Source organism: Streptomyces sp. YIM 98790, assembly GCF_011421595.1.
GTDB lineage: Bacteria > Actinomycetota > Actinomycetes > Streptomycetales > Streptomycetaceae > Streptomyces.
In genome coordinates this window covers 15,015-29,590 of sequence record NZ_WTLH01000068.1, presented here as the reverse complement: position 1 = coordinate 29,590, position 14,576 = coordinate 15,015, and the positions used below count along the sequence as shown (strand labels likewise).

Annotated in this window: 11 protein-coding genes and 1 pseudogene; 9 read left to right on the top strand and 3 right to left on the bottom strand. The window is 74.8% G+C overall.

Translation table 11 applies throughout. The features are described 5' to 3' along the window. The first annotated feature begins 41 nt into the window (after nucleotides 1-41). The gene (locus GQS09_RS13815; protein ID WP_165986351.1) at nucleotides 42-1,307 is read left to right on the top strand and encodes a sensor domain-containing protein; all 1,266 of its coding nucleotides are present in this window, start codon (nucleotides 42-44) and stop codon (nucleotides 1,305-1,307) included. Between the two features lie 150 nt (nucleotides 1,308-1,457). Here the strand turns inward: GQS09_RS13815 and GQS09_RS13810 are convergent, their stop codons facing one another. Next, nucleotides 1,458-2,474 carry a zinc-binding dehydrogenase gene (locus tag GQS09_RS13810; RefSeq protein ID WP_165986347.1) on the bottom strand — a complete coding sequence of 339 codons (1,017 nt, stop codon included), beginning with the start codon at nucleotides 2,472-2,474 and terminating at the stop codon, nucleotides 1,458-1,460. Between the two features lie 47 nt (nucleotides 2,475-2,521). Beyond that, nucleotides 2,522-2,887, bottom strand: a complete 366-nt coding sequence (locus GQS09_RS13805; protein WP_165986346.1) for a MerR family transcriptional regulator — start codon at nucleotides 2,885-2,887, stop codon at nucleotides 2,522-2,524. Between the two features lie 273 nt (nucleotides 2,888-3,160). Between GQS09_RS13805 and GQS09_RS13800 the strand changes: the two genes are divergently transcribed. From GQS09_RS13800 to GQS09_RS13775, 6 genes and pseudogenes are all read left to right on the top strand, one after another. After that, a complete protein-coding gene (locus tag GQS09_RS13800; protein ID WP_165986345.1) occupies nucleotides 3,161-4,231 on the top strand; it encodes a phosphatidylinositol-specific phospholipase C domain-containing protein in 1,071 nt (356 codons plus the stop codon). A gap of 133 nt (nucleotides 4,232-4,364) precedes the next feature. Further along, a pseudogene (locus GQS09_RS13795) lies at nucleotides 4,365-5,052 on the top strand (LuxR C-terminal-related transcriptional regulator). A 125-nt stretch (nucleotides 5,053-5,177) separates the two neighbouring features. Beyond that, complete coding sequence (locus GQS09_RS13790) at nucleotides 5,178-7,199, top strand: hypothetical protein (protein ID WP_313896131.1); 2,022 nt, start codon at nucleotides 5,178-5,180, stop codon at nucleotides 7,197-7,199. Nucleotides 7,200-7,390: 191 nt separating this feature from the next. After that, nucleotides 7,391-9,139, top strand: a complete 1,749-nt coding sequence (gene polX, locus GQS09_RS13785) for a DNA polymerase/3'-5' exonuclease PolX (RefSeq protein ID WP_165986344.1) — start codon at nucleotides 7,391-7,393, stop codon at nucleotides 9,137-9,139. A gap of 137 nt (nucleotides 9,140-9,276) precedes the next feature. Continuing rightward, complete coding sequence (locus GQS09_RS13780) at nucleotides 9,277-9,678, top strand: ChaB family protein (protein ID WP_165986343.1); 402 nt, start codon at nucleotides 9,277-9,279, stop codon at nucleotides 9,676-9,678. A 172-nt stretch (nucleotides 9,679-9,850) separates the two neighbouring features. Further along, nucleotides 9,851-11,038: an alkaline phosphatase PhoX gene (locus tag GQS09_RS13775; protein WP_165986342.1), complete on the top strand. Its 1,188-nt coding sequence runs from the start codon at nucleotides 9,851-9,853 to the stop codon at nucleotides 11,036-11,038. A gap of 51 nt (nucleotides 11,039-11,089) precedes the next feature. Here the strand turns inward: GQS09_RS13775 and GQS09_RS13770 are convergent, their stop codons facing one another. Then, nucleotides 11,090-13,147, bottom strand: a complete 2,058-nt coding sequence (locus tag GQS09_RS13770) for a hypothetical protein (protein WP_165986341.1) — start codon at nucleotides 13,145-13,147, stop codon at nucleotides 11,090-11,092. A 304-nt stretch (nucleotides 13,148-13,451) separates the two neighbouring features. On the opposite strand from GQS09_RS13770, the gene GQS09_RS13765 reads away from it, so the two are divergent. Continuing rightward, complete coding sequence (locus GQS09_RS13765) at nucleotides 13,452-13,727, top strand: twin-arginine translocation signal domain-containing protein (protein ID WP_165986340.1); 276 nt, start codon at nucleotides 13,452-13,454, stop codon at nucleotides 13,725-13,727. 1 nt (nucleotide 13,728) lies between these two features. After that, a complete protein-coding gene (locus tag GQS09_RS13760) occupies nucleotides 13,729-14,487 on the top strand; it encodes a peptidoglycan-binding domain-containing protein (RefSeq protein ID WP_165986339.1) in 759 nt (252 codons plus the stop codon). The last annotated feature ends 89 nt before the right edge of the window (nucleotides 14,488-14,576 follow it).

Below are 14,576 nucleotides of genomic sequence, written 5' to 3'. Positions count from 1 at the left end.
CCCGGCCGGCCGGCCGCCCGCGGCCGGCCCCCCTCGCCCGCCTGGACGAGGCCGCGCAGGCCGCCGGACGCGGCCTCGCGCTCGCCGCCCTCGGCATCGTCGGCTCGGTGGTGCTGTTCAGCCTGACGCTCGTCTCGATCGGCCTGATCCCGGTGGGCATCGGGCTGTACACCACTCCCTGGCTGGTGGACCTGGTCCGCGCCCACGCCGAGTTCCGGCGCCGGCTCGCCCGGCGGTGGTGCGGCATCACCATCCGCTCCAGCTACCGGCCCGAGCCGCCCCCGGTCCGGCGCGGCCTGGTGGCCCACCCGGTGCGCACCGCCGACCTGCTGCGCGACCCGGCCACCTGGCGCGATCTGGAATGGCTCGCCCTGGACTTCACGGTCGGCTTCACCCTGGCGGTGCTGCCGCCCGCCCTGCTGGCCGAAGGGGTCTTCGGGGTGCTGCTGGCCCTGGGCCTGTGGCAGTTGATCACCGAGGCCACCGGCGGGGAGTACTGGTACGCCTTCATCCCGGTCGGCGACCAGGGCACCGCCGTGCTGGCCGGGCTGCTCGGCCTGGTCTGGCTCGGGGTGGTGGCCCGCTTCGGCCCCGCGCTGGTCCGGGTGCACTTCACCGCCACCCGGATGCTGCTGGGCATCTCGGTCAAGCAGGCGCTGACCCGGCGCGTGGAGCGGCTGACCGAGACCAGGCACGACGCCCTGGACACCTCCGCCGCCGAACTTCGCCGCATCGAGCGGGACCTGCACGACGGCGCACAGGCCCGGCTGGTGGCCATGGGCATGAACCTGGGCGCGGTGGAGGCACTGATCGCCCGCGACCCGGAGCAGGCCCGCAGACTGGTGGCCGAGCTGCGGGAGAACTCCGCCGAGACCCTCAGCGAGCTGCGCGACCTGGTGCGCGGCATCCACCCGCCGGTGCTGGCCGAGCGCGGACTGGGCGACGCCGTCCGGGCGCTGGCACTGCGGATGCCGATGCCGGTGGAGACGGACGTGGAGCTGCCGCGGCGGTTCGAGGCGCCGGTGGAGTCGGCGGCCTACTTCGCGGTCAGCGAGGCGCTGACCAACGCCGCCAAGCACTCCGGCGCCCAGCGGGTCTGGCTGGAGGCCGGCTACCGGGCGGAGGACCGCATGCTGCGGATCACCGTCACCGACGACGGCCGGGGCGGTGCCGACGCCGGGGGCGGCAGCGGGCTGGCCGGGATCGAACGGCGGCTGGGCGCCTTCGACGGCATCCTCGCGGTCAGCAGCCCGGCGGGCGGCCCGACCGTGGTCACCATGGAAATCCCCTGCACCCCGCTGCGCTAGGCGAACTCGGCCGGGAGATTGGTGACATGCCTGCGCGCAGTCTCCGGGCCCGGCGGCGACGTGCGCGACCGGACGGTCCGGCATCGGTGCACCGGGACGCAGCCCGCCGTCAGGGGACAGCGGGGCACTGCGGTGTGCCACGAGCGGCTCCTAGCGCCACGGATCGAGGGCGTGCTTGCCGCGGGTCGCGCCCGCTTCGAGATCCAGCAGCACTCGCGGGCCGTCGGCCAGGGGATGGATGTGAGGGCTGCCCGGCGGGCAGACGCCGTCGGCGATCAGCACCCGGAGTTCGGCCAGCAGGCCGTCATAGAGGGACGGGGCTGCCGCCGCCAGCGCCCCGATGTGCAGGCCCTTGACCTGCACCTGGTGCCTGAAGATCAGCTCATGCGTGGTCAGGCCGGCATCGCCGGAGGCGGCGCCGAAGACGATCACTCGTCCCAGGAAGGGCTTGGTGACCGCCAGGCTGACGGGGAACGTGGCTCGCCCCACCGACTCCAGAACCAGGTCGACGCCACCGGTCAACCGGGTGATCTCCGCGGCCAGATCGGGGCGGGCGCGGTCCAGGACCTCGTCGGCGCCGAGCGCTGTGACGGTGTCGTGCTTGGCCCGGGATGCGGTGGCGATCACCCGCGCACCATAGTGACGTGCGAGGCGGACGGCGGCCTGTCCCACACCTCCGGCCGCGGCGTGGACGAGCACCGTCTCGCCGGCTTCGACCTCGCCCAACGATGTCAGCGCCGCCAGCGCGGTCGCCCAGTTCAGCACCAGGCCGAGGGCCTCGGCGTCCGTCCAGCCGGACGGGACCGGAAGCGCCTGCGCGGCGGGCATCGTCATGTACTGCGCGAAGGCTCCGGACCCGGCCCCGACCACGTGGCTGCCGGCCGGAAGGGCATCGGCAACGTCCTCTCCGGCCGCCACGATCTCGCCGGCGGCTTCGAACCCCGCCGGGTAGGGGGCCTGCGGCCCGCCTCCGTAGGTACCCCGGGACTGCATGACGTCCGCGAAATTGATTCCGGCGGCGCCGACGCGGACCAGATACTCGTCCGGCCCCGGGGCGGGGCGGCGGCGGCCGGCCGTCAGGCGCAAGTCCTTCGGGCCGCGGTCCGAGTGCTGGACCAGGGCCCGCATCGTGGGCTCAGTGCTGTGCTGCTGCTCGCTGATCGCCATGCCCGGGAACGTAGCGGCCTCACACCCGCGTCAAGGTCAAGCGGCCGTCACTGACCGAGGTGACGCGCCCCGCGCAGATAGGCATCGAGTGCCGACTGCTGTGCGCTCAGCTCGGCGATACGTGCGGCGAGCCGGTCGCGGTAGCGCTGCACCTCCTGCACGAACTCCGCGCACAGCGGCCCCGAGCCGGCGCCGCCGCCGTCCGTGAGGCGGGGCAGGATCTCCTTGATCAACCGGACGGGAAGCCCGGACTTGAGCAGCGAGCGGATGACCAGGACCCGGTCGATGGTCGACTGGCAGTAGTCGCGGTAACCGTTGCCGGTCCGACCGGGGACGATCAGGCCTTCGTCCTCGTAGTACCGCAACGACCGCGCACTCGCGCCGCTGACGCTGGATGCTTCGCCGATCCTCATGCCTGACAGCAACGCCGGGGAACGCCGCAGGCTTCCAGGCGGCAGCAGCCTCCCGTCCCGCACCGGCAGGGCGCCGCGCCGGGCCGGCCGCGCCGAGCCCGGCCGGGGCCGGCGGTGAGGCACGACCCGCGGAGCGTGCCGCGCACACAGTGCGCCCTGCTTCCGGCTGTTTTCCCGGGGCTCATGTCCCGGACCTTCCCGGGTCTGCCGTGCGCCGCTCCAACTCCCCTACGCTGTCGCCGCCTTGTCCCCCCACCAGGAAGGCGGCGGCACATGCGTACCAGGCATTCCCCACACCGGCGGCGGACGCCGGCGATCCGCGGCGCGGCGGCGCTGCTCGCCGTGGCCGCGGCGCTGCTCCCGCCCTCGGCCGCCACGGCGACGGCCGCGGGAACCGGCACCCTGCCGTATCCGGACACCACCGGCGTCGGCGTGCACAACGCCTACGAGAAGTCCGCCTACCCCTACTTGGCCGATGCCCTGGACTCCGGCGCGGCCATGCTCGAACTCGACGTCTGGACCAACGGGTTCGGGCGCGGATGGCGGGTCAGCCACAACAACCCGCTGGGCAACGACAACAACTGCGAGAACGTCTCCTCGGCCGCGGAGTTCCGCAGCCTGCCGCGCAACCGGGACCTGGGCGGCTGCCTGGCCGACCTGCGGGCCTGGCACCGGGCCGACCCGGGCCACCGCCCGGTACTGCTGAAGATCGAGATGAAGGACGGCTTCGCCGCCAACCGGGGCCGCGGCCCGGCCGACCTGGACGCGCTGCTGGAGAGCCACCTGGGCGACGCCCTGTTCCGGCCGGCCGATCTGGCCGCCGGGCACCCCACCCTGGACGCCGCCGCGCGGGCCGGTGCCTGGCCCTCCCGCGACGCGCTCGCCGGAAAATTCCTGGTCCACCTGATACCCGGCACGGTCGAGGAGGCCAATCCCTTCGACTCACTGTGGACCGACACCGAGTACGCCCGCCATCTGCGGGACCTGGCCGCGGCCGGGAACCTGTCCCGGGCGACCGCCTTCCCGGCCGTGCACGGCGCGGCGGCCGGCGACCCCCGTACCCGCTACTCCGACGCCTCGCTGCGCCCCTGGTTCGTGGTCTTCGACGGCGACGCGGCGGACTACGCGTCCGGGGCGGCCGACACCTCCTGGTATGCGGAGCGCGGCTATCTGCTGGTGATGACCTCGGCGCACGCGGTGCCCCCGGCCATCGACAGCCGGAATCCGGCCGAGGCGGAGGCGCTGGCCCGGGTCGCCGAGCTGGCCGCCCGGCACGCCAGCGTGGTCAGCTCCGACTGGGCCGCGATGGGCACGGTGCTCGGCACCGTGCTGCCGCGCGGCTAGCCGTACCGGGCACGGCCGGCGCGGCGGGTGCCGTTCCCCGGCAGGCCGCCGCGCCCGGCCTGCCGGGGAGCGGGCGGGGGAGCGCCGCCGACCGGGGCAACTCGGCGTCCCCGCCGTCCCGTAGGCTGACGCCATGCGTGTGGTGCTGGCCGAGGACCTCTTCCTGCTCCGGGACGGACTGGTCCGGCTGCTGGAGGCGCACGGATTCGAGATCGCCGCGGCGGTGGAGAGCGGCCCGGAGCTGGCCGGGGCGCTGGCCCGCCTCCGGCCGGACGTGGCCGTGGTCGACGTCCGCCTCCCGCCGTCCTTCACCGACGAGGGCCTCCAGGTCGCGCTGAGCGCCCGCCGGGACCGGCCCGGCCTGCCGGTGCTGGTGCTCTCGCAGCACGTGGAACAGCTCTACGCCCGGGAGCTGCTGGCCGACGGCAGCGNAACAGCTCTACGCCCGGGAGCTGCTGGCCGACGGCAGCGGCGGGGTGGGCTATCTGCTCAAGGACCGGGTCTTCGACGCCGAGCAGTTCGTGGACGCGGTGCGGCGGGTGGCGGGCGGCGGCACGGCCATGGACCCGCAGGTGATCCAGCAGCTTCTGGCCCGGCACGGCGGCGGCTCGCCGCTGGAGCGGCTCACCCCGCGCGAGCTGGAGGTGCTGGAGCTGATGGCCCAGGGCCGCAGCAACGCGGCGATCGCGGCCCGCCTGGTGGTGACGGAACGGGCCATCGCCAAGCACACCTCCAACATCTTCACCAAGCTGGGGCTGCCGCCGTCCGACGACGACAACCGCCGGGTCCTGGCCGTGCTCGCCTACCTCGAACAGCGCTGAGGTGCCCGGCGGGCCGCTCCGGCACCCGCCCGCCCGGGAGCGCGGGCGGGGAGGTGAGGGGCGCACGGGCCGACGCGCGCGCCGTTGGTGGTAACTGCGGGCGGGGTTGTCTCGTTCTGGCAGGCGTGCGCACAGATGTCCCCTCTCCACAGGCAACCACCCCGCGTTCCACCGGGCGGCCGGCAGTGGCCGCCGCCGTCGGCGTCGAGCAGGCCGAGGCGGCGATCGCCGAGCACTACCCCCGCCTGGTGCGGCTCGGCTATCTCGTGCTGCCGCCCGCCCTCGGGCGGCATCGCAGGGTCCTCACCGCACACGGGCTCGCCCAGCGTGCCCTGCCGCCCGGCCGGCGGGGCCGCCGGGCCGGTTCCGTGCCCGTGCAGCGGGGTGCCGGGCGGCCGGCCACCGATCCCGGCTACGTCTACGTCCGGCAGCGGGTGCTGCGCGGCGCACTGGCCGCGGGCCGGCCGGTGCGGATCACCGGCCGCGGTCCCGGCCGGCTGCGCAAGCCGCCCCCGCTGCTGCCGCAGGTCTGGGGCCTGCGGGTGTTCCCGCCCTCCGGCGGCAGCGACGAGCTGACGATGGAGCGGGCGCTGTCGGCCGCCTCCGCGCAGACCCGCGCGGCCTGGGCGCTGATCCATCTGGAGGAGATGCCGGAGCCGGCCGTCCGCGAGCTGCTGGCCGCCGTCGGGCTCACCGAGAGCGAGGCCCGGGCCGCCGTGCAGGCGGCCCAGCGGCTGCCCGCGGGGAGCGTGCCCGACCCCTGCTCGCTGCGCGCCCGCCCGGCCGACCTGCTGCGCCGCCGCCAGTTCACCCGGGGCGGCCTGGTGGCGGGCGCCGTGGCGCTCGCCCTGGTCACCGGCATGGCGCTGGCCCGTCCGGACGGCGGGGGCGCCGGCCGGTCCGCGGTCGAGCTGGCCGCCGACCCGGCCCTGCTCACCCGCGGCGAGCCCGCCGCCTGGCGGGACGCCGCCCGGCTGGACTTCTCGGTCTGGCCCGCGCGCGGCCCGGCGGTGAAGGACACCGAGCTGCTCGGCCGGGCGCTGGACACCTGGGCCGAGCCGGGCGGCAACGTGCAGGTCTCCGCCACCCCGGGCACCCACACCGGCCCGCCCGCCGGCTCCCCCCAGCTCCTCTACGCGGGCGAGCAGGAGGGCGTCTCCCTGGTGATGCTGCACGACGGTCACCGCCTGGTGCGCTACGCCGAGGCGGGGGACGCGGCGGCGCTGGACTTCGCCCGCACGGACGGGGCGGACGCCGCCGGGGCCGCCGCCGTGGTGCTGCACCGCGGCGAGGGCACCGTCCAGTACCTGCTGGCCCCCTGGGTGACCGCGGCCGGGGTGCGGGATCTGACCGCGCCGGACGCCGCCGCCGAGCCCCTTGAGACCGACGAGGACGGCGTCACCGCGCCGCTGGCCACCCCCGCCGGGCGCCCGGAGTGCACGGACTTCCCGGTGCTGGAGCTGCTGCCCGATCCGGCCGCCCACGGCGGTGGCGCGCCCGCCGGGGAGCTGCCGTTCGTCCTGGCCGATCTGGGCGAGCTGACTCCGGCGCTGCTGACCTTCGGCGCGCCGCACACCGGCCCGGGGCAGCCGCTGCCGGAGGACGGCCGGGAGGTCTGGGCCCGGACGGCCTGCCTGCTCCCGTCCGTGGCGGGCGGCGGGGTGCGCACGGTGAATTCGTGGGAGTTCGCCCGGCAGCCGCTGCCGCAGGGCGGCGGCACGGCGAGCTGGGTGTGCACCCGGGCGGAGACCTGGCGGGGCGCGGGTTCCCGGGCGATGACGCAGTTCCAGGCACCGCCGGGCGGTGAGGTGGCGGCCGGTTCCCCGGGCGCGGTCACCGCCAGTGCCGAGTCCACCGCGGCGTGCGGTCCGCGTGCCCCGGAAGTGCTGGGCGGAGTCCTGTGGCGGTCGCCGGAGAGCACGTGGTTCGTGCTCGCCGCGGGCAGCGAGGGGGTCACCGCCATCCGCGCCGAGGGGGAGGTCACCGGCGAGACCGGTCCCGCCCGCGGCGACGGCGGCGGCGGCGAGGGTGGTGCGGGCCAGGCCCCGGAGGCCGGGCGGATGCTGGTGCTCCCGGCACGCGAGGGGGTCTCCGTGGAGCTGACCGCCGAACTGGCCGACGGTTCGACCCTGGGGGTGCTCACGTAGGCGGTCCCTCCCCGTCCGGCGGGGAAGGCCCCACAGCGGCACCCGGCACCCGGTGCCCCGCGGCGGCCCCGCAGGCCCTTTTCCGACCATTTTTCCTCCTCCCCCCACCCGATGGCCCGGCATCGCGAGAGGTGCCGGGCCATCGGCCCGCTCGCCGTGCCGCGTGCGGCACGGCTGCCTACCCTGGAGGTATGCCGCGGCCGAACGAGGAAGTCGAGGCCCTGTTCCAGGAGTACGCCGATCTGATCTCCCTCACGACCGGCGACGCCCACCGGGCGCGCGCCTACGAGAAGGCGGCGCGGTCGATCGGCGGCTACGACAGCGACGTGTCCACGCTCGATGCCAAGGAGCTGCGGTCCATCCCCCATGTGGGCAGCTCGATCGCCGACAAGATCACCGAGTATCTGCACACCGGCCGGGTCTCCGCCGTGGAGGAGGCCCGCACCAAGGTGCCCGCCGGGGTGCGGCAGCTCACCGCCATCCCCATGCTGGGCCCCAAGCGCGCCAAGGTGCTCTACGAGAAGCTGCACGTCTCGTCCGTGCCCGAGCTGGTGGAGGCGGTCCACGCCGGGCGGCTGCGCGATCTGCGCGGCTTCGGCGCCAGGTCGGAGGAGAAGATCCTGCACGGCGTGGAGCTGATGCAGGCGGCCGGGGACCGGGTGCTGCTGCCCGTGGCGGGTGATCTGGCCGAGGCGATCATCTCCGCGCTCTCCGAGGTGTCCGGCTGTGTGCGGTGCGCCGCCGCCGGTTCGCTGCGGCGGATGCGGGAGACCGTGGGGGATGTGGACATCCTGGTGGCGGCCCGCAGGTCCGAGCCGTTCATGGCCGCGTTCACCTCACTGCCGCAGGCCGCGGAAGTGGTGGCGGAGGGCCCCACCAAGTCGGCGATCCGCACCCGGAGCGGGCTGCGGGTGGACCTGCGGGTGGTGCACCCGGACGCCTGGGGTGCCGCGCTGCTCTACTTCACCGGCTCCAAGGCGCACAACATCAAGGTGCGCCGGATCGCCCAGCGGCACGGGCTGAAGCTCTCGGAGTACGGGCTGTTCGACGCGGAGACCGACCGACGGATCGTCTCCCGGACCGAGGAGAAGGTCTACGAGCGGCTGGGTCTGCCGTGGATTCCGCCGCCGCTGCGCGAGGACCGCGGGGAGATCGAGGCCGCGCAGGAGGGCACGCTGCCCGAGGTGCTCACCCGCAAGGAGCTCCGCGGCGACCTGCACACCCACACCGACCTGACCGACGGCCTGGCCACCCTGGAGGAGATGGCCGGGGCCGCCGCCCGGGAGCAGCACTACAGCTACTACGCGGTCACCGACCACGCGCCCGCGATGGCCATGCAGCGGATGACGGACGAGAAGATCCTCCGGCAGCGGGAGCAGGTGCGGCGGCTCGGCGGCTCCTCCCGGCGCACGCCCCGGCTGCTGCACGGCACCGAGCTGAACATCGGCCCGGACGGCGACGTGGACTGGCCGGACGAGTTCCTGGCCGGGTTCGACCTGTGCGTGGCCTCGGTGCACTCGCACTTCACCCAGGACCGGGATGCCATGACCCGGCGGATCGTCCGGGCCTGCGAGAACCCGCACATCCATGTGCTGGGGCATCTGACCACCCGGCTGATCGGCAAGCGGCCGGGCATCGACGCCGATCTGGACGCGATCTTCGCGGCCTGCGCCCGGACCGGGACCGCACTGGAGGTGAACTCGCAGCCGGACCGGCTGGACGTCTCCGACGAGCTGATCCTGCGGGCCCGCAGACACGGGGTGACGTTCGCGGTCAACAGCGACGCGCACTCGGTGCGGGCGCTGGACGGCATCCGGTACGGGGTGGGCACCGCACAGCGCGGCTGGCTGACCGCCGACGACGTGGTCAACACCTGGACCTGGCAGCGGCTGCACCGCTTTGTGCGGGACAAGCGGCGCCGCGGACGTCCGGCCGGCTGACGGGGCGGCGGGCACGGCGGGCATCGGCGGGCACGGCGGCCGGGCGCCTCCGGGTTTCCGGGCCGCCGGTGCGGAAACCCGGAGGCACCCGGCCGGAACCGGCCCGGAACCGACAGTGACAGTGGAGGTGAGGGACCGTGCCCGCACGCGAGGAGCTGCCGTCCACGCTGCGACGCTCGCCCAAGGACGCGCAGGAGACCTGGAGCAAGGCCCATGACTCCGCCGTGGAGACCTACGGCGAGGGCGAGCGGTCCCACCGGACGGCCTATGCGGCGCTGAAGCACAAGTACGAGAAGGTCGGCGACCACTGGGAGCGCAAGGAGGGCGGCCGGAAGGGGCCGTCCGATCCGAGGGCCTCGACCCCGCGCGGCCGGGGCGGGCGCACCGGCGAGGGCGTGGACGAGAACGCGTCCAAGAAGCACCTGTACGACGTGGCGCAGAGGCTGGACGTCCCGGGGCGCTCGAAGATGGACAAGGGTGAGCTGCTGGACGCGATCCGGAAGGCCAACCGCTCCCGCACCCGCACGTCCCGGAGCTGACCGGACGGGCGGCCCGTGACCCGGGGTCCGCGCGGGCCCCGGGTCACGGGCCGCAGATGTTGACCCAGAAGTTGACGATTGTTCGCCTGCGAGGGCTGTCGGCCCGCGGACGGGCTGCGGCACGGTACTACCGGCAAGTAGCAGCCCGTCCCCCACACCCTCGGGAGCAGCCATGCAGCGCCGTGCTTTTCTCCGTGCGACCTCGGCAGGAGCCGGGGCCGTCGCCCTCTGCGGGGCCCTCTGGCAGGGCGCCGCGGCCCGCGCCGCGACCGCGTCCGGAACCGCCGGTGCCGCCGCCGGTGCCGCAGCCGGAACCCAGGCCGCGGCCGGACCGTACGGTCCGCTGCTGCCGGCGAACGACCTGGGGGCGGCGCTGCCGCGGGGCTTCTCGCTGCGGGTGGTGGCCCGCTCCAGCCACTGGGTGCGCGGCACGCTCTGGCACCCGGCGCCGGACGGCGGGGCCTGCTTCCCGGACGGCGACGGCTGGATCTATGTCTCCAACTCCGAGGTGCCGCTGATCGGCGGCGCCTCGGCGCTGCGCTTCCGGCCGGACGGCAGCATCGACCGGGCGTACCGGATACTCAGCGGCACCACCCTGAACTGCGCGGGCGGGGCCACGCCCTGGCGGACCTGGCTGTCCTGCGAGGAGACCTTCCGGGGCCGGGTCTTCGAGACGGACCCGTACGGCGAGCGCCGGGCCGTGGCGCATCCGGCGATGGGCCGGTTCAAGCACGAGGCGGCGGCCTGCGACCCGGACCGGCGGGTGGTCTACATGACCGAGGACGAGGACGACGGCTGCTTCTACCGGTACACCCCGGAGAGCTGGGGCGACCTGGCGCGCGGGCGGCTGGAGGTGCTGTGCGCGGCACCGGGCGGCGGGGTGGAGTGGCAGCGGGTGCCCGATCCGTCGGGCCCTGTCTTCGGCCGCCAGACCCGCCATCAGGTGTCCGCGGCGCTGCACTTCGACGGCGGCGAGGGCTGCCACTACCACGCGGGCGTGTGCTACTTCACCACCAAGGGCGACAACCGGGTGTGGGCCTATGACGCGGAGGCGAACGCGCTGGGCATCGCCTATGACTCGTCGGGCACGCTGGACGGGGTCGACAACATCACCGGCTCGGCGGGCGGCGATCTGTATGTGGCCGAGGACGGCGGCAACATGGAGATCAATGTGATCACCCCGGAGGGGGTGGTGGCACCGGTGGTGCGGCTCGACGGCCAGGGAGACTCCGAGATCACCGGCCCGGCCTTCTCCCCCGACGGCACCCGTCTCTACTTCTCCTCCCAGCGCGGCACCTCGGGCGACCGGGCCGGTCTGGGCGGCATCACCTACGAGATGACCGGCCCCTTCCGCCGCTGACGCCTCCGGCCGGCCGCCGCCGCTGCCGTCCGCACGGGCGCAGGGCGGCGGTCAGCCGGCGGGGGCGGCGGTGCAGGGCCGGCCGCCGCAGACGTCGATCACTTCACCGGTGGAGAGGAAGACGTACTGCTGGAGCCGGGCCTCCGGGGAGTTGCGCGGGTCGCTGTGCGGGTCGCGGCCCGTGGTGGGCGGGGTGTTGGTGAGCGGCTGGTAGGGACTGCCGCTGTCCCACACCACCATGGCGGAACCGGTGTACGGGTAGTCGATGGCCGGGATGCCCCAGTAGGGCTCGGTGTCCGGATTGCGGCCCTCGGCGGCCGCGGGGGTGTGCAGGCGGGCGCCGATGGTGCGGGCCTGCACCTCGGCGGCGGTCGGGGACACCTGGTGGTCGCCGAAGGCCACATGCATCAGCACCTGGTGGGCCGGGGTGCCGGGCAGCGGGTCGTCGGTCATGTGGTGGGCGTAGCCGGCCGCCTCGCCGCGGTCCCAGAGCATCTGCATCAGCGCGTAGCCGAGCTGCCGGTCCAGCGGGTCCGGGTAGGCGGCCCGGTAGGCGGGGGCGAACTGCAGGAAGGCGGAGCTGCGGTCCAGCAGGGTGGAGTAGTTCATGCCGGGGACGCCGAGCACGCCGCGCGGGATGTCGGTGGCCACGGCCATCAGCGCGCCCCCGATGATGCCGCCCTGGCTGTTGCCGATGTAGCCGAGGGCGGCGTCCGGGTCGATGACGGACGCCCCGGAGTCCGAGGCGAAGGCGGGGTCGGCGGGCAGGCCGTCCGGGTGGATCATGGCCCGGCCGAGCCAGAGGGCGTTGAGCATGCCCTGCTGGGAGCGGTCGGCGATGGTGTGGAAGCGGCTGAGGTCGCCGAGCGCGGAGAGCACGTTGGGGATGTCGTCCTGGGCCATGCCGGACCAGCGGGTGGCGCAGAGCACCACATTGTGCTCGGCGGCCATGGCCCTGACGTTGGCGGCGCCGACCTCGGTCTCCCGGCCGAGCAGGCCGTGCCCGTAGAGGGAGGGCAGGGCGGGGGTGCCGAGCGCGGAGCGCGGGATCTCGCACTGGAACGGCGTGGTCTGCGTGTTGCCGTCCGCCCGGTCGGGCAGCCCGTCGCCGGTGCCGCGGCCCCGGGCGCGGCCGTCGTCGTAGTGGAAGGCGGAGCCGGGCGGGCCGCCGGGCCGGTCGAGGTAGCTGGGCACGGTCAGCAGGCCGCGCACCCGGCGGGCGATCGGGTCCTCCGGGGGGTTCTCGGTGACCTCGGTGACCCGGAACCCGGGTGCGCGGTCGCCGAGCGCGGCGAAGGCGTCGTCGCGGATGTGCAGCATCCGCTCGCTCAGCCCGCGTTCGCCGGCCACGGTGAAGTCCCAGGCCAGGTAGAGGTTGGCGGTGGAGACGCGGTGCCGGCGCAGGTCCTTGAGGACGCCGTGCCGCTGCTGCTTCTGGCGGGCGGCCAGCGGGTGGGACCTCTTCAGCTTCGGCCCGAGGATGGTGCGGTAGGCGTCGGTGGGCCGCAGGGTGCGGCCGTCGGCGTCCTTCAGGTCGCGCAGGACGACGGCGTAGCGATGGCCTTCGGTGAGGTTGCGGGCCGGGCGGATGATCAGTGCCTGCCGTGCGGGATCGCCGGCCTGCGCGTCCAGTTCGGCCCAGTACGGCCAGCGTTCGCCGGTGACGGTGTCCAGCAGCACGATGGGCGCGTCCGGGGCGAGGGAGGCACCGATGTCGGTGAGCGGCGCGGCGCCGGTGCGGGCCAGGTCGATGCCGGGGACGCGGGCCAGCACCATGGAGCCGGGCGAGAAGCCGTCGTTGCGGTTCCACTCGGCGGGGTCGATGCCGGTGCCGTGGGCGTTGACGGGCATGGCGTCCGGGTCGAACCGCACCCGCCGCCCGGTGTCGGTGGTGCGGTCCGGGACGGTGTACCAGTCGCTGGGGAAGGGCAGCAGGCAGGCGGCCGGGTCGATGGGGTCGCAGCCGGGTGCGGCGGGCGGCCGGGGTGCGTCCTGCGGCCGGCCGTGGGCGGTGGCGGTGCCGGGGGCGAGCAGCCCGAGGGTGAGGACCGTGACCGCCGCCAGTGCCGTGGTGAGCCGTGTCAGCCGGGCCCGCTGCCGTCGCCGCATGGAGCCGCCTCCCCGCCGTCGTCGTTGACCCGGTCACCCTCCCGGGGCGCGCGACGCGGCGTCAAGAGCCGTGCTGCTCCGCGGTGCGGAAAAGCGGGTCAAGGGGGACCGGTGAGTAACTTCCGCGAAGATCTATGCGCGTAACCCGCACAGGTATTTATGTCATGTCCATCGCCAATTCGGGAACCAGCCAGGCTGACGCACACAACGGAAGGGACCCTCGCACGCGGCGCACCGTGGTGCCGCCGCCGACAGGGCGCGGGCGGTCCCGGTCCGTCCGTCCCGCAACCGACCTGGAGGAACGTTGAACCGCAGACCGTCCGCCAGAACCTCCCGCCGCGGCTTCCTGGGCGCGGCGGCGGCAGCAGTCGGGGGCCTGGCTGCCGCACCCGTCGTGATCTGTTCCGGCCCGGCCCATGCCGCCACCGGTGCCCCGGCCCCGGCCGCGGCACGGGAGCTTCCCGTGGTCACCCGGCCGGACCACCCCGCCGCCGTCTACGCCGCGGGCGCGGACCGCTCCGCGCATGCCGAACCGCTCAACGCCAGCGTGGACTGCGGGCTGCCGGGGAGGGGTGTCTGACATGGCGACCTTCGTCACCCGCGCGCAGTGGGGTGCCCGCGCGCCGCGCAGCCGCTCCACCGACATCACCCCGCAGTACGGCGGGGTGACCGTCCACCACGTGGACGCGGTGCGCGTGGCCCGCAGCCGTCACAGCGACTGCGCCGGCCAGGTGCGCGGCATCCAGAACTACCACATGGACAGCAACGGCTGGGCGGACATCGCCTACAGCCACCTCACCTGCGTGCACGGCTACGTCTTCGAGGGGCGCGGCGAGGGCTACCGCACCGCGGCCAACGGCACCACCTCGGGCAACCAGAACTGGTACGCGGTGTGCGGCCTGACCGGCGGCACCTCGGGCAACTACGACACCATCACCAGCGGGCTGATCGACGCCTTCCACCTGGCGATCACCCGGCTGCGCGAGCGCGGCGGCGCGGCGGCGGCCGTCAACGGCCACCGCGACCACAAGTCCACGGCCTGCCCCGGGAATCTGTACGCCCTGGTGCAGGACGGCACGCTGATTCCCGGGGGCGGCGGCGGCACCGCCCCGCCCTGGCCGGGCGTGTACTTCACCTATCCGCCGGTGACCTCGCACTCCAGCGTGGCCACCTGGCAGGAACGGATGCGGTACCGGGGCTGGACGATCACCGTGGACGGGCACTACGGGCAGCAGTCCAAGGACGTCTGCACGGCCTTCCAGCGCGAGAAGGGTTTGACGGTGGACGGTGTCGTCGGCCCGGTCACCTGGAACGCCGCCTGGACCGCGCCCATCACCTGACCGCCCGGACGCCACCGCGCCGCCGGTCCCGCCCTCCGCACCGGGCGGGGCCGGCGGCACCTGCCCGTGCGGCGGCGCAGGGGTGTGCC

What these genes read in the sequence shown, in the direction of transcription:
- GQS09_RS13770 (WP_165986341.1), bottom strand. Translation starts at nt 13,147, where the DNA reads ATGCGGCGACGGCAGCGGGCCCGGCTGACACGGCTCACCACGGCACTG.
- GQS09_RS13760 (WP_165986339.1), top strand. Translation starts at nt 13,729, where the DNA reads ATGGCGACCTTCGTCACCCGCGCGCAGTGGGGTGCCCGCGCGCCGCGC.
- GQS09_RS13775 (WP_165986342.1), top strand. Translation starts at nt 9,851, where the DNA reads ATGCAGCGCCGTGCTTTTCTCCGTGCGACCTCGGCAGGAGCCGGGGCC.
- GQS09_RS13810 (WP_165986347.1), bottom strand. Translation starts at nt 2,474, where the DNA reads ATGGCGATCAGCGAGCAGCAGCACAGCACTGAGCCCACGATGCGGGCC.
- polX (WP_165986344.1), top strand. Translation starts at nt 7,391, where the DNA reads ATGCCGCGGCCGAACGAGGAAGTCGAGGCCCTGTTCCAGGAGTACGCC.
- GQS09_RS13805 (WP_165986346.1), bottom strand. Translation starts at nt 2,887, where the DNA reads ATGAGGATCGGCGAAGCATCCAGCGTCAGCGGCGCGAGTGCGCGGTCG.
- GQS09_RS13800 (WP_165986345.1), top strand. Translation starts at nt 3,161, where the DNA reads ATGCGTACCAGGCATTCCCCACACCGGCGGCGGACGCCGGCGATCCGC.